The following is a 20,839-nucleotide window of genomic DNA, read 5'->3' on the forward strand; positions in this document are numbered from 1 at the left end:
TGGGGAGCACAGCCGGGTCAGCCCTTGACCGCGCCGTTGGTGAGGCCGGCGACGATGCGCCGCTGGAAGAGGAGGACGAGGACCACGACGGGGATCGTGACGATCACCGCGGCGGCGGAGATACCCCCGGTGGGGTCCTCGAACTGCGAGGCGCCGGAGAACAGGCCCAGCGCGGCCGGGACCGGACGGGCCGCGCTCGTCGACGTCAGCGAGATCCCGTAGACGAAGTCGTTCCACGCGATGAAGAAGGCGATGATCGCGGTGGTGAACACCCCGGGCGCGGCGAGCGGGACGATCACCTTGCGGAACGCCTGCCACGTCGTCGCGCCGTCCACCTGGGCGGCCTGCTCCATCTCCCAGGGGATCTCCCGGAAGAAGGCCGACATCGTCCAGATGGAGATGGGGAGCGTCAGCGACAGGTACGGGATGATCAGGCCGGGCCACGTGTCGTAGAGGCCGATCTGCCGCCACACGTTGAACAGCGGCGTGACGATCGAGATGACCGGGAAGATCGCCACCGCGAGAGCCGTGGACAGGATCAGCGTCTTGCCCGGGAAGTCCAGCCGCGCGATGGCGTAGGCCGCGAACATCGCGAGCAGGCAGGAGATCGCCGTCGCGATGAGGCAGATGCCGAAGGAGTTGCGCAGCGCCGGCAGGAACAGGTCACTGGCCCCGCCGGTGAGGATGAAGCTGTAGTTCTCCGTCGACCAGGTGGTGGGCAGGAACTGCCCGTTGGCGATGTCGGCCGCGGACTTGAACGACAGCGACACGATCCACGCGATCGGGAAGAGCGCGTAGATGACGATGAGGATCCCGCCGACGATCCACCAGGTCCTCTCCCGCGACGACATCAGCGGTCCCCTCTCGCCTGGGCCAGGTCGACCTTGAAGCCCTTGATGAAGCCGAACGCGATGAGCACGACGCAGAGGAACAGCAGGACCGAGACCGCCGACCCGAGACCGATCTCGAGGCGGGCGATCGTCTGGCGGTAGGCGAGGAAGGACACCGACTCGGTGTTGTTGGCCCCGCCGGTCATGATGAAGATGCTGTCGAAGACCCGGAAGGCGTCGAGACTGCGGAACAGCAGGGCGACCATGATCGCCGCCTTCATGTTCGGGATCGTCACCTTCCGCATGCGCTGCCACCAGGTCGCGCCGTCGACCTTGGCGGCCTCCTGGAGGACCTCGGGCACCTGGGCCAGGCCGGCGAGCAGCAGCAGCGAGATGAACGGCGTCGTCTTCCAGATCTCGGCGGCGCAGACGACGACCAGCGACGTCCCGAAGTCACCGAACCAGTCGGTGTCGGCCGAGACGCCCGGCAGCCAGGCGAACCAGCTGTTGACGAAGCCGGTGTCGATGTCGAACGCGAACTGCCACGCGAACGCCGACACCACCGTGATGACCGCGTACGGGATGAGGATGGCCGCCCGGACCACCGGCCGGATCGAGCTGAGGGCCTTGGCCATCACCAGGGCGAGGGCGAAGCCGAGGACCAGCTCGACGGCGACGGTGATGACCGTGATGAGCACGGTGACGCCGAGCGACTGCCACCACAGCGGGTCGCTGAGGATCACCCAGTAGTTGCCCAGGCCCACGAAGGACCGGTTGTTCGGGTCGGTGAGCCGGTAGGAGAACAGCGACTCGTAGACCGCCTGCAGGATCGGGTAGGCGGTGACGAGGAGCATCACCAGGAAGGCCGGCCCGGCCAGCATCCACCCGAGCCTGCGCTCGGCGCGGGACCGGTCGCTGATGGACCCGCGCGGTGAGGAGACCGGCTGGGTCTTCTCGACCGGAGGGAGGGTCGTCTGGGTCATAGCAGCTGCTCCCCTGCCAGGATGGAGCCGATGAGTTCCTGGGCCTCCGCGCCCGTCGAGCCGGGGTCGACCGACGCCGGCGGGTGGTAGACGCGCTGGATGCCGCCGGTGACCTCGTTGTAGTAGGCCGTGAGCGGCCGTGACGCCGCGAGCTCGAGGGACTCGCGGATGACCGGGGCCTGCGGGAAGACCTCGATGACCTCCGGGTCGTCGTAGACGGCCAGGTTCGAGGCCGGGTTGCCGTTGGTCGTGAAGTAGTAGGCCTGGTTCTCCTCCGAGGTGATGCACTGCACCGCCTCGAAGGCCAGGTCGACGTTCGGGCTGAGGGCGCCGATGCCCAGGTTGATCCCACCGAACGGCGGAGCCGCGGGGTCGTCCTCGTTCACCCGCGGATAGATCGTCCACCCGTAGTCGTCGGGCACCGACTGGTCGAGCGTGCCGCCCTCGACCGCGGCCAGGGCCCGCGGCCAGACGAACGGCCAGTTGACCATGAAGCCGGCGTTCTCACCCTCGAACCCGGTCGCCGAGGCGTCCTCGTTCTCCGTGGAGAAGGCCGGGCTCACGGCACCGGAGTCGGCCACCGCCCGCATGACCTCGGCAGCCCGTGCCGCGGGCTCCGACTCGAAACCGAGCTGGATGTCCTCGGGCGCCTCGGCCTGCTCCTCGATGATGGACCCGCCGGCCGACTCGATGAGGGCGTTGAGCCACACCGTCAGGGACTCGGCCCGCAGACCCTGCGCCCCGATGAGCACACCCTGGGACTGCGCCGCCGTGATGAGCTGGTCCCAGGTGACCGGCTGGGACATGTCCAGCCCGGCCGCCTCGGCCACGGACTTGCGGTACCAGAGCAGCTGGGTGTTCGCCCAGAAGGGCACCGCGGCGAGCCGGTCGTCCCACGTCGAGCTCTCGACCGACGCCGGGACGACGTTCTCGGTGAACTGGTCCGCGAGGTCCTCGGGGACCTCGGCGAGGAACCCGGCCTCGGCGAACTCGGGGACGAAGATCGGGTCGAGGCTCATGATGTCGATCGAGGCGTCGTTCGCCGCGAGGCGCCGCACCAGCTGCTCGCGCTGCCCGGCCGCCTGCCGGGGCAGGACGGCCGTGGTGATGGTGTAGGCACCGCCGGCCGCCTCGGTGCACCGGGCGGCGATCTCCGCCTGCCCCCCGGAGTCGGGGTTGATGTACCAGGTGAGCGTCTGGCTGCCGCCGTCCCCGCCCCCGCCGCAGGCGGCGAGGGTCGAGGCCAGCACGAGCGCCGCGGCCCCACCGCCCAGGACCCGCCGCGACCGCCGGAGCGGGGACCGGGGCAGCCGGTGCCCCCCGGCTCCTGTGACCTGTCTACCGATGGACACCGTCTACGCCTCCGTTCGGCGAACCTCGTCGATCACCGCGTGGTCGACACCGTGGCCCAACCCACAGACGGCCGCAACCCGGCCGTGTCCGTGACGTGACCGGCGCGTGACCGGCGCATTGGCGCGCCGGATGCCGGTCAGGAGCGGTTGACGATCACCGAGGGGGTCGTCAGCTCCGCCGGCGTCGACGGGAGGACGTTGCGCACGTAGGACCGCGCGGCCGCCGTCGTCCCGACGTCGCGTCCGGCCTGCTCGGAGAGGAACCACCGGTGCTCGAGCACCTCGTGGAAGACCTCCGCCGGCTCCAGGCGGCCGACGAGGTCGGGCGGGATCGTGTCGATCACGGGCTGGTACACCTCGGTCAGCCAGCTGGCCCCCGCGGCGGCCTCGGACACCGGCGCGCCGGCCTTCTGCTCCAGGTAGGCGCGGTAGGCGCGCAGGTCGTTGAGCAGCCGCCGCGCCTGGTTCTCCTGCACCTCCAGGCCGGTGAGCCGGAAGAGCTCCCGTCGGTGCTGTCCCGGTGAGGAGACGCGGGTCTGCACCCGTAGGCGGGCGCCCTCGTCGGAGGTCACCAGCTCGACCTCGCCGACGTCGAACCCGAGGTCGTTGAGCCGCTGCAGGCGCTCGGCCACGCGGTAGCGCTGCTCGTCGGCCTGGAACACCTCCTCGTGCGTCACCTCGTCCCAGAGGGACGCGTAGCGCGGCGGCAGGCTGTCGGCCACCTCGATGGGGTCGACGCCGTGCGGCAGCAGCTCGCCGAACTGCAGGTCGAGCAGCTCCGCGCCCACCCGCTCGCGCGCGAGGTCGAGGTCGTAGTGCCGCTGCCCGCGGCTGAGCGAGGGGTGCCGCTCCACGGTCTCGGCGTCGACGAGGTAGGCGGCCAGCGCACCGGCGTCGAGCCGGAACAGGGTGTTCGACAGCGAGCAGTCGCCCCAGAAGACCCCCGCCAGGTGCAGCCGCACGAGCAGCACGGCCAGGGTGTCCATGAGCTGGTCCACCGACTGGCGGGCACTGGGCCGGGAGAACAGGTACCGGTAGGACATCGAGTACTCGAGGTAGCGGGTCACCAGGATGGCGTCCTGACCCTGCGGCCGGTCCACGCAGATGCCCAGGACCGAGACCGACGGCAGGCCCTCCTCCTCGAAGGCACCGAGCAGCGCGTACTCGTGCCGGGCGAGGTGCTCGGAGATCTCCTTGAGCGCGAACACCCGCCCCTGCGAGGCGACGAAACGCACGACGTGGCGCGAGATGCCGCGCTGCGGCACCGTGATCAGCAGCTCCGGGTCCCACTCCTCGAGCGGCTGGTGCCACGGCAGCCCGAGCAGGGACGCGCCCTCGGTCCCGGGGGGACGGAAGAGGTACCGCACGGCGACCTCCGGTGGTGGCCCGCAGCGATCAGCCGCCCTGTGCGGAACGGCGCCGGGTCCACCCTGCCACGCGCCCGGCCCGTGCGCGGGCCGGGCGTGACGTCAGGCGGCGAGCGAGACGGCGCCCCCGGCGCGGTGGGCGGCCCGGGTGGCGCCGACGAGCGCGAGGGCCGGCTCCGGCTCGGCGACCGGGGCCGCCGCGACGGTCTCCTCGGCGGGCGCGGCCTGCGCCGCGGGGGCGCCGGCGGGGGCGAGCGGGCGGACGCGGCCGTCGGGACCGCGCAGCTCCGTGCTGACCTCGGCGAGGAGGTCGGCGAGCTCGACGTCGAGGGCGTCGCAGATGGAGGCGAGCAGCTCGGAGGAGGCCTCCTTCTGGCCGCGCTCCACCTCGGAGAGGTAGCCGAGGCTGACGCGGGCGGCACCGGAGACGTCGCGCAGGGTGCGCCGCTGGCGCAGCCGGTGGCCGCGCAGGGTCCGCCCGAGCTCGGTGCGCAGCAACGTCATGGCCGTCTCCTGTCTGGCAGGGGGAAGAGCGGCGGCACCCGTGGGTGCCGTGCGCCCACGGTACGCGGCGCCCCTGCCGGGCACCGACCCGGCGGGTCCGCGTCCGCTCACGGCGTAACACCCGCACCGGCCTGCCCGTTCCCGGTCCCCACGCCGAGCAGGTGACGTGCCGGAACGGCCACCTCCTGGGGCCCGCGCCGAGCGGAGCGAGGCGTGGGGAGGAGGGTGGTCCTTCCTCAGGCGGCGGTGTCGGTGCGCGACCCGGTCGGCCCGGCGGCGCGCCGGGCGGCGGCCGCGCGCACGGCCCGGGCACTGGTCCGGCGCAGCGTGAGCGCCCGCCAGACGTAGTCCACGCCGGTGACGATGGTGAGCACCAGCGCCGCCGCCATGACCCACCACCGGGCACTGGCCAGCAGCCCGCTCAGCGGCAGGATGTAGAGGCCGATCGCCAGCGCCTGCACGACGGTCTTGGCCTTGCCGCCGCGGCTGGCGGCGATGACGCCGTGCCGGATCACCCAGAACCGCAGCAGCGTGACGCCGACCTCGCGGACGAGGATCGCCAGCGTCACCCACCACGGCAGCAGGGCGAGCACGGACAGGCCGATGAGCGCGGTCCCGGTGAGCGCCTTGTCGGCGATCGGGTCGGCCAGCTTGCCGAACTCGGTCACCTGGCCGGTGCGGCGGGCGATCAGCCCGTCGTAGCGGTCGGTGATGATCGCGGCGCCGAAGAACACGGTCGCCCACACCCGCCGGCCGTCGTCCATGCCGCCGTCGGAGAGCAGCAGGACGGCGAAGACCGGCACCAGGGCCAGTCGCAGCACGGTCAGCGCGTTGGGCAGGTTGACCAGGCGGGCCGACTGCGGCGGGGTCGCCGCCGGGTCGGGTGCCACGGCGCTCACGAGGACCTCACCGCGACCTCACCGCCCGGCCGGGACCGGTGCCAGCGCGGCGGCGACGAGGTCGACGCCCTCGGTGCCGACGACGTCGGCGACCACCAGCTGCCCCGGACGGGCTTCGGCGGGGACCCCGGTGAGCGTGGTGGTGCCGTCGGCGTCGGGGTCCTGGTGGGCGGCGTGGCCGGCCCACACCCCGCTCCCCTCCTCCGCCGAGAGGTCCTCGGTCAGCAGCACCTCGACCCGGGTGCCGACGCGGTCCTCGGCGCGCTGGGCCGTCAGCTCCTCGACCAGGTCGGTGATCCGGCGGACGCGCGCGTCGATCTCGGGCTGGTCGAGCTTGCCCGGCAGGCCGACCGCCTCGGTGCCCTCCTCGTCGGAGTAGCCGAACACCCCGACGGCGTCCAGGCGTGCCTCGGTGAGGAACCGCTCGAGCTCGGCGACGTCGTCCTCGGTCTCCCCGGGGAAGCCGAGGATGACGTTGGTGCGGAACCCCGCCTCCGGGGCCAGCGCGCGGGCCCGGCCGACGAGGGCGAGGAAGTCGTCGGTGCCGCCGAAGCGGCGCATCCGGCGCAGCAACCCGGGCGAGGAGTGCTGGAAGGACAGGTCGTAGTACGGGGCGACGCCGGCGGTGCCGGCGATGACCTCCAGCAGGCCCGGGCGCAGCTCGGCCGGCTGCAGATAGGCCACCCGCACCCGGACGATCCCCTCGACCGCGGCCAGCTCCGGCAGCAGCCGCTCCAGCGAGCGCAGGTCGCCGAGGTCCTTGCCGTAGGAGGTGGAGTTCTCGCTGACCAGCACCAGCTCGGTGACGCCCTGGCCGGCCAGCCACCGGGCCTCGGTGAGCACCTCGGCCGGGGGGCGGGAGACGAACGACCCGCGGAAGGCGGGGATGGCGCAGAAGGCGCAGCGGCGGTCGCAGCCGGAGGCGAGCTTGAGCGCGGCGGTGGGGCCGGACGCCAGCCGGCGGCGCTGCACCCAGCCGTGGCCGGGGATGGCCGGGGCCTCCGGCGCGGCGACGGCCGCGGTGCGGGCCACCGGGCTGATCGGCAGCAGCGTGCGCCGGTCGCGCGGCGAGTGCGGGACCAGCGGGCGGTCCTCGAGGACGTCGTCGAGCCGGTCGCCGATGGCGGTGTAGTCGTCGAAGCCGAGGACGGTGGCCTCGGGCAGGGCGCCGGCGAGCTCGGCGCCGTAGCGCTCGGCCATGCAGCCGACGGCGACGACCCGGGCACCGCTGTCGGTGGCGGCGAGGATGGCGTCGACCGAGTCCTTCTTCGCCGACTCGATGAACCCGCAGGTGTTGACCAGGACGGCGTCGGCGCCCTCGGCGTCGTCGACGAGCCGGTAGCCGTCGGCGGCCAGCCGGCCGGCCAGCTCCTCCGAGTCCACCTCGTTGCGGGCGCAGCCGAGGGTCACCAGCGCCACGGTCCGGGCAGGGCTGGGCGGGGCTGTCACCGGGCCATCGTAGGTGCTGCCGGCGAGCGCACCGTGGCGCGACGGGGAACCGTGCCCGTCCGGGCGCTCAGTCCTCGCCGCCGGGCAGGGTGCCGCCACGGAGCGTGAACAGCACCGACTCCAGCTCGTCGGGCTTGATCAGGACGTCGCGGGCCTTGGAGCCCTCGGAGGGACCGACGACGCCGCGGGTCTCCATGAGGTCCATGAGCCGGCCGGCCTTGGCGAAGCCGACCCGCAGCTTGCGCTGCAGCATCGACGTCGAGCCGAACTGGCTGGTGACGACGAGCTCGACGGCCTGGCACAGGAGCTCCAGGTCGCCGCCGATGTCCTCGTCGACCTCCTTCTTCTCCCCCGCCGCGGCGGCGCTGAAGACCTCCTCGCGGTACTCCGGCTCCGCCTGGCGCTTGGTGAACTCGACGACCGCCTCGATCTCGGCGTCGGAGACGTAGGCGCCCTGGACACGGATCGGCTTGCCCGCGCCGATCGGCAGGAACAGGGCGTCCCCCATGCCGATCAGCTTCTCCGCACCCGGCTGGTCGAGGATGACCCGGCTGTCGGTGAGGCTGGAGGTGGAGAACGCCAGCCGCGAGGGCACGTTCGCCTTGATCAGGCCGGTGACGACGTCGACCGAGGGCCGCTGCGTCGCGAGCACCAGGTGGATGCCGGCGGCGCGGGCCTTCTGGGTGATCCGCACGATCGACTCCTCGACGTCGCGCGGGGCCACCATCATCAGGTCGGCGAGCTCGTCCACGATCGCGAGGATGTAGGGGTAGGGGCGGTAGACCCGCTCGCTCCCCGGCGGCGCGGTGATCTCGCCGCGCTCGACCTTGCGGTTGAAGTCGTCGATGTGCCGCACCCCGGTGGCGCGCATGTCCTGGTAGCGCTGCTCCATCTCCTCGACCAGCCACGCCAGCGCGGTGGCCGCCTTCTTGGGGTCGGTGATGATCGGCGTGATCAGGTGCGGGATGCCGTCGTAGGGCGTGAGCTCGACCATCTTCGGGTCGACCAGGATCATCCGCAGCTGGTCCGGGGTGGCCCGCAGCAGCAGCGACGTCAGCAGCGAGTTGATGCACGAGGACTTGCCGGCGCCGGTGGCACCGGCCACCAGCAGGTGCGGCATCTTCGCCAGGTTCGCGCAGACGAAGCCGCCCTCGATGTCCTTGCCGAGGCCGACGAGCATGGGGTGCTGGTCCTGCTTCGCGACCTGGGAGCGCATGACGTCGCCCAGGCTCACCGTCTCGCGGTCGGTGTTGGGCACCTCGACGCCCACCGCGGACTTGCCCGGGATCGGGGCGAGGATGCGGATGTTGTCGTTGGCGACGGCGTAGGCCAGGTTGCGGGTCAGCGCGGTGATCTTCTCGACCTTGACCGCGTTGCCGAGCTCGATCTCGTAGCGGGTGACCGTGGGGCCCCGGGTGAAGCTCGCGACGCGGGCGTCGACGCCGAACTGCTCGAGCACGCCGGCGATCGCCTCGATGGCGGCGTCGTTGGCCTGCGAGCGGGCCCGTGGCGGGGTGCCCGGGCGCAGCATGCTGATCGAGGGCAGCACGTAGTCGCCCTCGACCGGCTCGATGACCAGCTGCTGGGGCTCCTCGACGGGCGGGAGGTGCTCCGGCGGCGCCGTCCGGTCCACGACCACGGGCCGCAGGGCCGGTGGCACAGCCGGTGCGGTCTCGGGCTCCGGCGCGGGCTCGTGCCGCACGGCCTCGCGGACGTCGACGGCCGGCACGTGGTCGATGGGGCCGGTCGGCATCGTCGTGGACTCGGCGGCCAGCATCTCGTCGAGGGCGGCGCGGGCGCGGCGGCCGCGCGGCGCGGTGGCCGGCGGCTCCTCCTCCTCGTACGGGTCCTCGTCGGTCTCCTCGTCCCACTCCTCGTCGGCACGGCCGGTGGCCCGGTCGACGAAGCCGCGCAGCCGCTCGGGCACCTGGTGCAGCGGCGTGGCGGTGAGCACGAGGACGGCGAAGACCGCCAGCAGCGACAGCAGCACCACCGCGACGACGGCGCCGAGGCCTGCGGTCAGCGGCGTGCCGACCGCCCAGCCGACCAGCCCGCCGTCCCCGGGACGCCCGCCCAGCGGGTCCCCGGCGTCGCCGACGACCGAGGCGATGCCGAGGACGGCGAGCAGGGCGCAGAGCCAGCCGATGGTCAGACGGCCGCGGGCCTCCGGGTGGGGGGCGCGGCGCAGCAGCCGCAGCGCGACGAGGAAGAGGAAGGCGGGCAGCACCACGAGCAGCGAGCCGACGACGAAGCGGACGCCGTCGGCGAGGCCGGCCCCGACGGGACCGATGCCGTCGAACCACGCGGCCGCGCCGAGGACGACGGCGAGGCCGAGGACGGCCAGGCCCACGCCGTCGCGCCGGTGCTCGGGCGCGAGCGGCTCGGCCTCCTCCGGGCGGGCGATCGAGCGGGCCAGGCCACCGGCGCCGCGGGCGAGCAGCCCCCAGGCGCCGGCGGCGGCGCGCCAGACGCCGGCGGCGGCGCCGGGGCCCTGCTTGGGGGCGGGCCGGCGCGCGGGGGGCTTGCGGTTGCCGTTGCGGGCGGGGGTGCGCGCGGCCGGCCGCTTCCCGGCGGCGGTCGACCCGGACCGGCCCTTCGGGGCCGAGCCGGACGGCCGGCGCGAGGGCGTGGTGCGGGCAGGCATGCGTCGAACGGTAGCCGCCGGCCGGCGTCCTCCCAGGCAGGCGGGACGTCGTGTCCCCGCCCTACGGTCGGGCCATGCCTCCCGCGCAGCCGACTCCCGCGCAGCCGACTCCCCCGCAGCCGACTCCCCCGCAGCCGACTCCCCCGGCCGTGCCGTACGGCAGCTGGCCCACCCCCGTCACCTCGGCGCTCGTCGTCCGCGCCGCGGCCCGGCTCGGCGAGGTCGTCGTCGACGGCGGGGACGTGTGGTGGTCGGAGTCACGCCCCGCCGAGGGTGGGCGCTCGGCGCTGGTGCGCCGGTCGACCGACGGCGCGGTGGCCGACGTGCTCCCCTCCCCGTGGAACGCCCGCACCCGGGTGCACGAGTACGGCGGCGCGGCCTGGGCGGTCGCCGGGGGCACCGTCTGGTTCACGCACTTCGACGACCAGCGCCTGTACCGCCTCGACCCGGGTGCGGCCGCGCCGGTCGCGCTCACCCCGGAGCCGGACCTGCCGGCCGGCGTCCGGTACGCCGACCTGACCCCGACCGGCGACGGCGGCCTGCTGGCGGTGCGCGAGACGCACGCGGCCTCCGGTGCGGCGGCCGACGTCGTCAACGAGATCGTGCGGATCGCGGCCGACGGCACGACCGAGGTGCTGGTCACCGGGCCGGACTTCGTCTCCGACCCGCGACCCGGCCCCGACGGACAGCTCGCCTGGCTGCAGTGGGACCACCCCGACATGCCCTGGGACGCCGCCCGGCTGGTGGTCCGCGCCGCCGATGGCACCGAGACGGTGGTGGCCGGGGGGCGCTCCCCCGACGGGCGGGGCGAGTCCGCGGTGCAGCCGACCTGGGACGCCGACGGGACGCTGTGGTTCTGCTGCGACCGCACCGACACCTGGTCGCTGTGGCGCCGGCGGCCGGGCGGGCCGGCGGAGCTCGTCCTCGACCCGGGCCACGACCTCGCCGGCCCGCAGTGGGTGTTCGGTGCCCGCTCGTTCGCGCTGCTGCCCGGCGGCCGCGTGGTGGTCCCCGGCGGCGACGACCGGCTGCTGGTGCGCCGGCCCGACGGGTCGACGGCGGAGCTCGCGCTCCCCGGGTACACGGCGGTGCGCTACCTGGCGGCCGACGGCGAGGGGGTCGTGTGCGCGGGCGGGGGCCCACGGACCGAGCCGGTGGTGCTGCGCGCCGGCCTCGACGGCGCGGTCGAGGTGCTGCGGCCGGCGCGCGACCTCGGCCTGGACCCGGCCTGGTTCTCCGTCCCGGAGCACGTGACGTTCCCGACCGAGGACCGCGGCACCGGCATCGCCGAGGCCCACGCCTACGTCTACCCGCCCACCAACCCCGGCGTGACCGCGCCGGAGGGCGAGCGCCCGCCCCTGGTCGTGATGGTGCACGGCGGGCCGACGGGGGCGCACGACCGTACGTTCAACCCCGAGATCCAGTACTTCACCTCGCGCGGGTTCTGCGTCGCGCACGTCGACCACCGCGGCTCGGCGGGCTACGGGCGCCGCTACCGCGACGTGCTGCAGGGCCACTGGGGCGTCGCCGACCTCGACGACGTCGTCGCCTGCGCGCGGTACCTCGCCGACGCCGGCCGGGTGGACGCCGCGCGCATGGCGATCCGCGGCGGGTCGGCCGGCGGGTTCACGACGCTGGCGGCGCTGTGCCTGCGGCCGGGCACGTTCACGGCCGGGGCGAGCCACTTCGGCGTCGCCGACCTCGCGGCGCTGGCCGCCGACACGCACAAGTTCGAGTCGCGCTACCTCGACGGGCTGGTGGCGCCCTGGCCCGACGGCGCCGACGTCTACACCGCGCGCTCCCCGATCACGCACGTCGGTGCGCTGGACACCCCGTTGGCGGTGTTCCAGGGCTCCGAGGACCGGGTCGTCCCGCCGGAGCAGGCCGAGGTGCTGGTGGCGGCGCTGCGGGACCGGGGTGTGCCGCACGCGTACCTGTTGTTCGAGGGTGAGCAGCACGGCTTCCGCCGGGCGGAGAACATCCGGGCCGCCCTCGACGGCGAGCTGTCCTTCTACGCGCAGGTGTGGGGGTTCGACCTGCCCGCCGACGAGGGCATCGCGCCGATCCCCGTCGTCCGCTGAGGTCACGGCGGGGCCGCGAACTGACAGAGTGCGCGGTGCCCGTGCGCTGAACCGATGACGTGCGGCGCCCGTACGTCCGTCCGACGAGGAGCCGCAGCACCGGGAGGTCGCGCATGGGACGGCACAGACCGGCGCCGGTGGAACCGCTGGACGTGCAGGCGGCCTACGCCGCGCACGGCGCGGAGCTCTACCGCTTCGCGCTGCGCCAGCTCGGGGACGGCGGCGCAGCGCAGGACGTCGTCCAGGAGGTGTTCCTCCGCGCGTGGCGGGCCTCCGGCTCCTTCGACCCGCAGCTGGCCAGCCTGCGGACGTGGCTGTTCGCCATCGCGCGCAACGTGGTGGTCGACGAGGCCCGCCGGTTCGCCGTGCGGCCGTGGCAGCGGCAGCTGACCGACGACGCCACCCAGGACGCGCCCGCCGTGGCCCCCGCCGACGAGCACCTGGTCGACGTGTGGGTGGTCGAGGAGGCGTTGCGCCGGGTCAGCGAGGAGCACCGGACGGCGATCGTGCAGACGCACCTGCGCGGCCGTCCGTACGGGGAGGTGGCCGCCGAGCTCGGCGTGCCGGTCGGCACGGTGCGCAGCCGGGTGTTCTACGGGCTCAAGGCGTTGCGCCTGGCCCTCGACGAGATGGGAGTCGAGCCGTGAGCGGCCCACACGGGGACGAGCACCGCGAGCTGCGCGAGATGCTGGGCTCCTACGCTCTCGGGCACCTGAGCCCGGCCGAGCGGGACCGCGTGCGCGCCCACCTCGACGGCGACCCCGAGTGCCGGGCCGAGCTGGCCGAGATCGCACCGCTGGCCGCACGGCTGGCCGGCGTCGACGCCGACGCGCTCGACGCGACCCCCACTCCCCCGCCGGACCTCGGCGCCCGCATCATGGCCCGCATCGCCGAGGAGGAGCAGCGGCGGGTGGTCCCGCTGCGCCGGGCCGGGGTGCGGCGCCGCGCGCTGGCCGCCGCGGCGGTGGCCGGGGTGGCGGCCGCGGGCGGCGTCGTCGGCTGGGCGGTCCGGCCGGTGCCCGACCCGCCGCCGCTGGAGCCGGTGGCGGTGGAGGCCGTGGCGCCGGGTGTGGAGGCCCGGGCGGACCTGGTGCCGCACACCTGGGGCGTGGAGGTGAAGCTGACCGGCACCGGGTTCGAGCGGGGAGAGGTCTACCGCGTCGCGGTGACCGACGACTCCGGCAACGAGGTGCCGGCCGGAGAGTTCCTCGGGGTCGGCGCGACCGAGCTGCGCTGCAACCTCAACTCGTCGGTGCTGCGCGACGACGCCGTCGCGTTCGAGGTCGTCGACGCCGACGGGGACGTGGTGGTCCGCTCGGACTTCTGACGCCGTCCCGGGACGTGGAGGGGGGCGCCGGCCCCCGTGCCCGGCGCCCCCCTCGTGTCCGGCGCCCGTCGCCGGGCGTCGTACAGGAGGGGGTACGGCCGGTGCACCGTCCGTGTTCACCGGAGAGCCCGGAAATCACCCGGGATCTCCCCCCGGGCGTGTCGCGCGGGGAGCGCGGGGCGTGGGGGTAGCGGTCCTGCTGCTAGACCTCGAGGACCGTCGGGATGATCATCGGCCGGCGGCGGTGGGTGTCGCTCACCCACTTGCCCACGGTGCGGCGGATGCTCTGGGAGAGCCGGTGGGCGTCGGTCTGCCCGTCGGACAGCTCCCGCTTGAGGTTGTCCTCCACGAGCCGCAGCACCTCGTCGAACGCCGTCGGGTCGTCGGAGAACCCGCGGGTCGACAGGTGCACGGGCCGCACGATGGTGCCGGTCGAGGGCTCGATGACGACGGTGAGCGCGACGAACCCCTCGTCCCCGAGGATCCGGCGCTCCTGGAGCGACTCCTCGCCGACGTCGCCGACGTTCAGCCCGTCGACGTAGACGTTGCCCACCGGCACCGAGCCGGTGATCGAGGCCTTGCCGTCGACGAGGTCGACGACCACGCCGTCCTCGGCGAGCAGCACCCGGTCGCGGGCCATGCCCGTCTCCTCGGCGAGGGCCGCGTGCGCGCGCAGGTGCCGCCACTCGCCGTGGACCGGCATGAGGTAGCGCGGCTTGGCGACGTTGAGCAGGGTGCGCAGCTCTCCGGCGGGGGCGTGCCCGGAGACGTGCACCCGGGCGGTCTCCTTGTGCACGACGGTGGCGCCGAGCCGGGCCAGCCCGTTGATCACCTTGTAGACGGCGGTCTCGTTGCCGGGCACCAGCGAGGAGGCCAGCACGATGGTGTCGCCGGCCTCGATGGTCACCTGGTGGTGCTCGCCGCGCGCCATGCGCCCGAGCGCGGACAGCGGCTCGCCCTGCGACCCGGTGCTGACCAGCACGACCTGCTCGGGCGGCATGCTCGTCGCCTCGTCGAGGCTGACCATGAGCCCGGGTGGCACGTGCAGCAGGCCGAGGTCGCGCGCGACCCCCATGTTGCGCACCATCGAGCGGCCGACCAGGGCGACCTTGCGCCCGTGCGTGTCGGCCGCGTCGAGGACCTGCTGGATGCGGTGCACGTGGCTGGCGAAGCTGGAGACGATGAGCCGCTGCGTGGCGCGGCGGAAGACGTCCTCGAGCACCGGGCCGATCGACCGCTCGGGCGTGACGAAGCCGGGGATCTCGGCGTTCGTCGAGTCGGCCAGCAGCAGGTCGATGCCCTCGATGCCGAGCCGGGCGAAGGCGCCGAGGTCGGTGAGGACGCCGTCGAGGGGCAGCTGGTCCATCTTGAAGTCGCCGGTGTGCACGAGCACGCCCGCGGGCGTGTGGACGGCGACGGCCAGCGCGTCGGGGATCGAGTGGTTGACCGAGATGAACTCGCAGTGGAACGGACCGGCCAGGTGGTCGTCACCGGCGGCCACCTCCACCAGCGTGGGGACCAGCCGGTGCTCGCGCAGCTTCGCCGCCACCAGCGCGAGGGTGAACCTCGAGCCGACCAGCGGGATGTCCCCGCGCAGCCGCAGCAGGTAGGGGATCGCGCCGATGTGGTCCTCGTGCCCGTGGGTGAGCACGACGGCCTCGATGTCGGCGAGGCGGTGCTCGATGACGCCGAAGTCGGGGAGGATCAGATCGACGCCGGGCTGCTCGGCCTCGGGGAACAGCACGCCGCAGTCGATGACCAGCAGCCTGCCGTCGAACTCGAGGACGGCCATGTTGCGGCCGATCTCGCCCAGCCCCCCGAGCGCGATGACGCGCAGGCCACCGGCCGGCAGCGGCGGCGGGGTCTTGAGGTCGAGGTGGGGCTGACCGGCCTGGCCGGCGGAGCTGACGGTCACGTGACGTGTGCCTCTCGGAGGTGGATCCCGCCGGCGGCGAGGTCGGTGCGCAGTTGCGCGATCTGTTCGGGGGTGGCGTCGACCAGCGGCGGGCGGACGGGTCCGGCCGGCAGCCCCAGCTCGCGCAGCGCCGCCTTGGTGAGGATGACGCCCTGGGTGCGGAAGATGCCGGTGTAGACGGGCAGCAGGCTGTCGTTGACCTGCCGCGCCCGCGCGAGGTCACCGGCCTCGACGGCGGCGATCAGCTCGGCCAGCCGCGTGCCCACGAGGTGCCCGACGACGCTCACCACACCGACCGCGCCCATCGCCAGCAGGGGCAGGTTGAGCATGTCCTCGCCGGAGTAGTAGGCGAGGTCGGTGCGCGCGAGCGTCCAGGCGACGGCGCCGAGGTCGCCCTTGGCGTCCTTGACGGCCACGATCCTCGGGTGCTCGGCGGCCCGGACCAGCGTCTCGACCTCGATGGGCACCACCGAGCGCGGCGGGATGTCGTAGAGCATCACCGGCAGGTCGGTGGAGTCGGCCACGGAGGTGAAGTGCCGCAGCAGGCCCGCCTGGGGCGGCTTGTTGTAGTACGGGGTGACGACGAGCAGGCCGTGGGCGCCGAGCCGCTCGGCGTCGCGGGCCCGGTCGATGCTGTGCGCCGTGTCGTTGGTGCCGACCCCGGCCACGACGACGGCGCGGTCACCGACGGCGTCGAGCACCGCCCTGAGGACCGAACGCGTCTCGGCGTCGCTGATGGTGGGCGACTCCCCCGTCGTCCCGGTGACGACCACGCCGTCGTGGGACTCGCGGTCGACCAGGTGCGCGGCCAGCTCCTGGGCCCCGGCGAGGTCGATCGAGCCGTCCTCGGCCAGCGGGGTGACCATCGCCGTGAGCACGCGCCCGAACGGCCGGGCGGGGTCGGTGGTCATGCGTGCGAATCTACCCAGCGTCGCCGGCGGCGCCCGGCCCGGCAGCGGCGGCGCGCTCGTACTCGGTGACGCGGTAGCGCAGACCCGTCGCCGAGGTGGCCCAGCCGTCGTCGGGGGTGCGGGCGACGGGACGCCAGCCGCCGTCGATCGCGGGGGCCCGCGTGTCGCCGTCGACGGCGAGGTCGACGTCGGTGACGAGCAGCCGCCGGGCGTGCGGCAGGAACGCCGCGTAGACGGCCGCGCCGCCGATCACCCAGCAGTCGGGGGCGGCGGCCAGCGCCTCCTCGACCGATCCGGCGCGCTCGGCACCGTCGGCCGACCAGCCCGGGTCCCGGCTGAGGACGACGTTGCGCCGGCCGGGCAGCGGCCGGTTGCGCGCGGGCAGCGACTCCCAGGTCCGCCGGCCCATGACGACGGTGCCGCCGGCAGTGCGCTCCCGGAACAGGCGCAGGTCCTCGGGCAGGTGCCACGGCAGCCGGCCGTCGGCGCCGATGACCCGGCCGTGCGCCTGCGCCCAGATCAGCGCTGTGCCCGTCAGCGCCGTGCCCGTCAGCGCTGTGCCCGTCGGCGCCGCGTGCTGCGCACGGTCACACGGCCACGGCGGCGCGGATGGCCGGGTGGGGGTCGTAGCCGTGCAGGACGAAGTCCTCGTAGCGGTGGTCGAACAGCGACGGCGCTGGGGCGATCTCCAGCCGCGGGAAGGGCCGTGCCTGCCGGGAGAGCTGCTCGCGGACCTGCTCGACGTGGTTGCTGTAGACGTGGCAGTCGCCGCCGACCCAGATGAACTCCCCCGGCTGCAGGCCGACCTGGGCCGCCACCATGCGGGTGAGCAGCGCATAGCTGGCGATGTTGAACGGGACGCCGAGGAACATGTCGGCGCTGCGCTGGTAGAGCTGGCAGGACAGCCGGCCGTCGTGGACGGCGAACTGGAACAGCGCGTGGCACGGCGCCAGCGCCATCTCCGGCAGGGCGGCCACGTTCCACGCCGAGACCACCATGCGGCGGGAGTCGGGGTCGGTGCGCAGGGTGTCGAGGACGCCCTGGATCTGGTCGACCGTCCCGCCGTCCGGCGTGGGCCAGGAGCGCCACTGCACGCCGTAGACGGGTCCGAGGTCGCCGTCGGCGCCGGCCCACTCGTCCCAGATGGTGACGCCCTGCTCCTGCAGCCACCGGACGTCGCCCTCGCCGCGGAGGAACCACAGCAGCTCGATCGCGACCGAGCGGAAGTGCACCTTCTTCGTCGTCACGAGCGGGAAGGACGTCGACAGGTCGTAGCGCAGCCGCTCGCCGAAGGTGCTCACCGTGCCGGTGCCGGTGCGGTCGGACTTCGGCGTCCCCTGCTCGAGGATCCGCCGCAGGAGGTCCTCGTACTGCGTGTCGACTCCTCCGCTGCTGCTCGTCACGGCCGCCGAGCCTAGGCGACGACGGTGCGCGCGACGGGGAGCGCGGAGGTGAGGTCGGCCGCGAGGTCGCCCCGCCCGGCGACGGCGACGTCGTCGAGGTCGAGCCAGCCGGCCATGAGGCCCAGCTCGTCGGCGAGGGCGGCCGCGACCTCCGGGCGGTCGACGCCGTCCTCGGCGTGCACCGCCTGCACCCGCAGCACGCCGGCCTGCCGGTCGGCCTTTAGGTCGGCGCGCGCCACGAGCCGGTCGCCGAGCAGGAAGGGCAGCACGTAGTAGCCGTGCACCCGCTGGGCGGCCGGCGTGTAGATCTCCAGGCGGTACCGGAAGCCGAAGATGCGCTCGACCCGGGGTCGCTCCCACACCAGCGAGTCGAACGGCGACAGCAGCGCCCGCGCGCGGATCCACCGCGGCCGGCGGGCGGCCGGGTCGAGCCAGGCGGGCGCTCCCCACCCCGCCACCTCGACCGGCGTCAGCTCGCCGGCCTCCTGCAGCTCGTCGATCGCCTGCCGCGCGGGGACCGGGCGCAGGCGGAAGTAGTCGCGCAGGTCCCGCTCGGTGGCCACGCCGAGCGCGCGGCCGGCGGTGCGCACCAGCTCCCGGACGGCGTCGGCGGGCTCGGGGGTCGGGGCCTGCAGGACGGCGGCCGGCAGCACCCGCTCGGGGAGGTCGTAGACCCGCTCGAAGGACGTCGTCCGCGCCCGGGCGGTGAGCGCCCCGGTGTAGAACAGCCACTCCAGCGCCACCTTGCCGGCGTGCCAGTTCCACATGCTCCCGGGCCGGTCCGGGCGGGGCTCGTCGAGGTCGCTGGCCCTCGTCGGACCGGCCTCGCGGACCCGGTCGAGGACCTCTGCGACGTAGCCGGGCCGCTCCCGCTGGATGCGCACCATCGAGCCCCAGGCGTGCTCCTCGGCCGCGGCCATCCGCCAGCGGAGGTGGGGGTGCAGCCGCACCGGCAGGTAGGACGCCTCGTGCGCCCAGTACTCGAACACCTCGTGACGGCGCCCGGTGAAGTCGTCGAGCACCGGGCGCCGGTAGGCGCCGAGCCGGCTGAAGTACGGCAGGTAGTGCGAGCGGGACACCACGTTGACCGAGTCGATCTGCACGACGGCGAGCCGGTCGACCACCCGGCGCAGCTGGCGGCTGTCGACGGCACCGGCCGGACGCGGGTCGGCGAAGCCCTGGGCGGCCAGCGCGATGCGCCGGGCGAGGGCGGCGGGGAGCCGTTCGGCGGTCGGGGCGGGCACGCGCCGATCCTGCCCCCGACCGGTGACGATCCGCTCCGCCGCGGGACCCACCTAGGCTGCGCGCGTGGACCCGCTGCCCCCCTTCCCGCGCCTGACCGGCACGGCGGAGGTGTCGGTGCGTCCGGCAGTGCCGGCCGACGCCGGCGACGTCGCCCGTGTCCAGGAGACCGCCTGGCGGGCCATGGCCGAGGCCGCCCTCCCGGCCGCGGTGCTCGACGCCTGGGACACCGCCGCCGCCACCGAGAGCTGGAGGTCCGCCATCACGTCACCTCCGACGCCCGGGCACGGCGTCCTCGTCGCCGTCGACGACGGCCGCGTGGTCGGCTTCGCCGCCTACGGGCCTGCCGAGCTCGGCCCCGACGACCGGCCGCACCCTGCGGGACCGACCACGGAGCTCGCCGTCCTGCTCGTCGAGCCGCGCTGGGGACGCCGCGGTCACGGCAGCCGGTTGCTGGCCGCCGCCGCCGACCTCACCCGGTCGACCGGCACCGCCCGCCTGCAGACCTGGGTCGCCGACGCCGACACGGTGACCGGCCGCTTCCTCGAGTCGGCCGGCTGGGACCGGGACGGCTGGGTCCGCACGCTCGATGCCGGTGGCACCCCCCTCCGCGAGGTCCGCTGGCACGCGCTGCTCGAGGAGGCCGGATGACGTTCACCGGGTTCCCCGACGAGGGGTTGCTCTTCTACGAGGGGCTCGAGGCCGACAACTCCAAGACCTACTGGACCAGGTCGAAGGACGTGTACGACTCATGCGTCCGCGCCCCGATGCAGGCGCTGGTCGACGCCCTCGCCGCCGAGTTCGGCGCGGCCAAGCTGTTCCGCCCGTACCGCGACGTGCGCTTCAGCAACGACAAGACGCCGTACAAGACGCACCAGGGCGCCGTCGTCAACCCCGAGGGCCGGGGTGCCGGCGCGTGGTACGTGCAGATCTCCGCCGAGGGGCTGCGCGTGGCCGGCGGAGCGTGGCGGCTGGAGTCCGACCAGGTGGAGCGCTTCCGCCGGGCAGTGGCCGACGACCTGCAGGGGCCCCGCCTGCGGACCGAGGTGGACCGCCTGGCGTCCGCCGGCTGGGAGATCGGTGGCGACCGGCTGAGCCGGGTGCCCAAGGGGTACGACGTCGACGACGCCCGCGCGGACCTGCTGCGTCACCGCTCGCTGCACGCCGGACGCCTCTTCGAGTACGCGGGCTGGCTGCACGGACCGGCCGCCGTGGACCGCGTCCGGGACGCCTGGCAAGACCTGACGGCGCTCAACGCCTGGCTCGCCGACAACGTGGGCGCCACGGCGAAGGAGAGCAGCCGACGCTGACCCCGCTCGCGTCACCGCGATGGTGCCGAAACGCAGAAGGGCCCTCACCGGGGAGTGAGGGCCCTTCTGGGAATGGTTGTCCGGCGGCGTCCTACTCTCCCACCCCGTCTCCAGGGCAGTACCATCGGCGCTGAGAGGCTTAGCTTCCGGGTTCGGAATGGTACCGGGCGTTTCCCTCTCGCCATGGCCGCCGTAACACTGTGAACAGAACCCCGGCCGGCCCCCACCCCTCAGCGCCCGCACGTGTGTGCGGGCGCCGAGTGGTGGGGGGGTTGGGTGCGTTCAGAGCTGCACAGTGGACGCGCGAATCTTGGTGACCGTGTCCTGCGTGTTGGCAGGATAAGTGTGTGTGGTCAAGCCCTCGGCCTGTTAGTACCGGTCAGCTCACACACCTTGCGGTGCTTCCACTTCCGGCCTATCAACCCGCTGGTCTGGGCGGGGGCCTTACCCCATTGACTGGGTGAGAGACCTCATCTCGAAGCGAGCTTCCCGCTTAGATGCTTTCAGCGGTTATCCCTGCCGAACGTAGCCAACCAGCAGTGCACCTGGCGGTACAACTGGCACACCAGAGGTTCGTCCGTCCCGGTCCTCTCGTACTAGGGACAGCTCTTCTCAAGTCTCT

Annotated in this window: 18 protein-coding genes and 2 rRNA genes; 5 read left to right on the forward strand and 15 right to left on the reverse strand. The window is 74.0% G+C overall.

Going from position 1 to position 20,839, the window contains the following annotated elements; all coding sequences use genetic code 11:
- Positions 1–17: 17 nt before the first annotated feature.
- From BM165_RS17510 to BM165_RS17545, 8 genes are all read right to left on the reverse strand, one after another.
- The gene (locus BM165_RS17510) at positions 18–851 is read right to left on the reverse strand and encodes a carbohydrate ABC transporter permease (protein WP_075014801.1); all 834 of its coding nucleotides are present in this window, start codon (positions 849–851) and stop codon (positions 18–20) included.
- Positions 851–1,813, reverse strand: coding sequence for a carbohydrate ABC transporter permease (locus tag BM165_RS17515; RefSeq protein ID WP_075014802.1), 963 nt, complete (start codon positions 1,811–1,813; stop codon positions 851–853). Before BM165_RS17515 ends, BM165_RS17510 begins: the two co-directional genes overlap by 1 nt.
- Positions 1,810–3,165 carry an extracellular solute-binding protein gene (locus BM165_RS17520; protein WP_244274301.1) on the reverse strand — a complete coding sequence of 452 codons (1,356 nt, stop codon included), beginning with the start codon at positions 3,163–3,165 and terminating at the stop codon, positions 1,810–1,812. The genes BM165_RS17515 and BM165_RS17520 overlap by 4 nt, the downstream gene beginning before the upstream one ends.
- A 137-nt stretch (positions 3,166–3,302) precedes the next feature.
- On the reverse strand, positions 3,303–4,532 hold the full coding sequence (locus tag BM165_RS17525; RefSeq protein WP_075014803.1) for a DUF4032 domain-containing protein: 1,230 nt from the start codon (positions 4,530–4,532) through the stop codon (positions 3,303–3,305).
- Positions 4,533–4,634: 102 nt separating this feature from the next.
- Complete coding sequence (locus BM165_RS17530) at positions 4,635–5,036, reverse strand: helix-turn-helix domain-containing protein (protein ID WP_075014804.1); 402 nt, start codon at positions 5,034–5,036, stop codon at positions 4,635–4,637.
- A 236-nt stretch (positions 5,037–5,272) separates the two neighbouring features.
- Positions 5,273–5,935, reverse strand: coding sequence for a CDP-diacylglycerol--glycerol-3-phosphate 3-phosphatidyltransferase (pgsA, locus tag BM165_RS17535; protein ID WP_075014805.1), 663 nt, complete (start codon positions 5,933–5,935; stop codon positions 5,273–5,275).
- 18 nt (positions 5,936–5,953) lie between these two features.
- Positions 5,954–7,384 carry a MiaB/RimO family radical SAM methylthiotransferase gene (locus BM165_RS17540; RefSeq protein WP_075014866.1) on the reverse strand — a complete coding sequence of 477 codons (1,431 nt, stop codon included), beginning with the start codon at positions 7,382–7,384 and terminating at the stop codon, positions 5,954–5,956.
- Between the two features lie 67 nt (positions 7,385–7,451).
- Positions 7,452–10,028 carry an FtsK/SpoIIIE family DNA translocase gene (locus BM165_RS17545; RefSeq protein ID WP_075014806.1) on the reverse strand — a complete coding sequence of 859 codons (2,577 nt, stop codon included), beginning with the start codon at positions 10,026–10,028 and terminating at the stop codon, positions 7,452–7,454.
- 74 nt (positions 10,029–10,102) lie between these two features.
- On the opposite strand from BM165_RS17545, the gene BM165_RS17550 reads away from it, so the two are divergent.
- From BM165_RS17550 to BM165_RS17560, 3 genes are all read left to right on the forward strand, one after another.
- Positions 10,103–12,109 (forward strand): S9 family peptidase, encoded by a 2,007-nt coding sequence (locus tag BM165_RS17550; RefSeq protein WP_083427453.1) that lies wholly within the window; start codon positions 10,103–10,105, stop codon positions 12,107–12,109.
- A 113-nt stretch (positions 12,110–12,222) separates the two neighbouring features.
- Positions 12,223–12,756 carry a sigma-70 family RNA polymerase sigma factor gene (locus BM165_RS17555; protein ID WP_075014808.1) on the forward strand — a complete coding sequence of 178 codons (534 nt, stop codon included), beginning with the start codon at positions 12,223–12,225 and terminating at the stop codon, positions 12,754–12,756.
- On the forward strand, positions 12,753–13,436 hold the full coding sequence (locus tag BM165_RS17560; protein ID WP_244274302.1) for a zf-HC2 domain-containing protein: 684 nt from the start codon (positions 12,753–12,755) through the stop codon (positions 13,434–13,436). Before BM165_RS17555 ends, BM165_RS17560 begins: the two co-directional genes overlap by 4 nt.
- A 202-nt stretch (positions 13,437–13,638) precedes the next feature.
- Here the strand turns inward: BM165_RS17560 and BM165_RS17565 are convergent, their stop codons facing one another.
- The 5 genes from BM165_RS17565 to BM165_RS17585 are packed head-to-tail and all read right to left on the reverse strand — an operon-like array spanning position 13,639 to position 18,909.
- Entirely contained in the window at positions 13,639–15,351 is a 1,713-nt protein-coding gene (locus BM165_RS17565; protein WP_075014809.1) for a ribonuclease J, read from the reverse strand.
- Positions 15,348–16,262, reverse strand: a complete 915-nt coding sequence (gene dapA, locus BM165_RS17570; protein WP_075014810.1) for a 4-hydroxy-tetrahydrodipicolinate synthase — start codon at positions 16,260–16,262, stop codon at positions 15,348–15,350. The genes BM165_RS17565 and dapA overlap by 4 nt, the downstream gene beginning before the upstream one ends.
- Before the next feature lie 10 nt (positions 16,263–16,272).
- Positions 16,273–16,815, reverse strand: a complete 543-nt coding sequence (locus BM165_RS17575) for a dihydrofolate reductase (protein WP_280140727.1) — start codon at positions 16,813–16,815, stop codon at positions 16,273–16,275.
- 34 nt (positions 16,816–16,849) lie between these two features.
- Entirely contained in the window at positions 16,850–17,665 is an 816-nt protein-coding gene (locus BM165_RS17580) for a thymidylate synthase (RefSeq protein ID WP_075014811.1), read from the reverse strand.
- 11 nt (positions 17,666–17,676) lie between these two features.
- Positions 17,677–18,909 carry a winged helix-turn-helix domain-containing protein gene (locus BM165_RS17585; RefSeq protein ID WP_075014812.1) on the reverse strand — a complete coding sequence of 411 codons (1,233 nt, stop codon included), beginning with the start codon at positions 18,907–18,909 and terminating at the stop codon, positions 17,677–17,679.
- Positions 18,910–18,973: 64 nt separating this feature from the next.
- Between BM165_RS17585 and BM165_RS17590 the strand changes: the two genes are divergently transcribed.
- Positions 18,974–19,558, forward strand: coding sequence for a GNAT family N-acetyltransferase (locus BM165_RS17590; protein ID WP_083427454.1), 585 nt, complete (start codon positions 18,974–18,976; stop codon positions 19,556–19,558).
- Complete coding sequence (locus BM165_RS17595) at positions 19,555–20,217, forward strand: DUF2461 domain-containing protein (RefSeq protein ID WP_075014813.1); 663 nt, start codon at positions 19,555–19,557, stop codon at positions 20,215–20,217. Before BM165_RS17590 ends, BM165_RS17595 begins: the two co-directional genes overlap by 4 nt.
- Before the next feature lie 78 nt (positions 20,218–20,295).
- On the opposite strand, the gene rrf is transcribed toward BM165_RS17595, so the two are convergent.
- Both rrf and BM165_RS17605 read right to left on the reverse strand, forming a co-directional pair.
- A 5S ribosomal RNA gene (gene rrf, locus BM165_RS17600) occupies positions 20,296–20,412 on the reverse strand.
- 154 nt (positions 20,413–20,566) lie between these two features.
- Positions 20,567–20,839, reverse strand: a 23S ribosomal RNA gene (locus BM165_RS17605); the annotation flags it as partial.

The sequence above is a fragment of the Geodermatophilus obscurus genome, assembly GCF_900115395.1.
GTDB classification, from domain to species: Bacteria; Actinomycetota; Actinomycetes; order Mycobacteriales; family Geodermatophilaceae; genus Geodermatophilus; species Geodermatophilus obscurus_B.

Bases quoted from the DNA above. Each gene is read 5' to 3' on its own strand.
- BM165_RS17510 (WP_075014801.1), bottom strand. From the start codon at position 851: ATGTCGTCGCGGGAGAGGACCTGGTGGATCGTCGGCGGGATCCTCATC.
- BM165_RS17555 (WP_075014808.1), top strand. From the start codon at position 12,223: ATGGGACGGCACAGACCGGCGCCGGTGGAACCGCTGGACGTGCAGGCG.
- BM165_RS17550 (WP_083427453.1), top strand. From the start codon at position 10,103: ATGCCTCCCGCGCAGCCGACTCCCGCGCAGCCGACTCCCCCGCAGCCG.
- BM165_RS17545 (WP_075014806.1), bottom strand. From the start codon at position 10,028: ATGCCTGCCCGCACCACGCCCTCGCGCCGGCCGTCCGGCTCGGCCCCG.
- dapA (WP_075014810.1), bottom strand. From the start codon at position 16,262: ATGACCACCGACCCCGCCCGGCCGTTCGGGCGCGTGCTCACGGCGATG.
- BM165_RS17530 (WP_075014804.1), bottom strand. From the start codon at position 5,036: ATGACGTTGCTGCGCACCGAGCTCGGGCGGACCCTGCGCGGCCACCGG.
- BM165_RS17515 (WP_075014802.1), bottom strand. From the start codon at position 1,813: ATGACCCAGACGACCCTCCCTCCGGTCGAGAAGACCCAGCCGGTCTCC.
- BM165_RS17595 (WP_075014813.1), top strand. From the start codon at position 19,555: ATGACGTTCACCGGGTTCCCCGACGAGGGGTTGCTCTTCTACGAGGGG.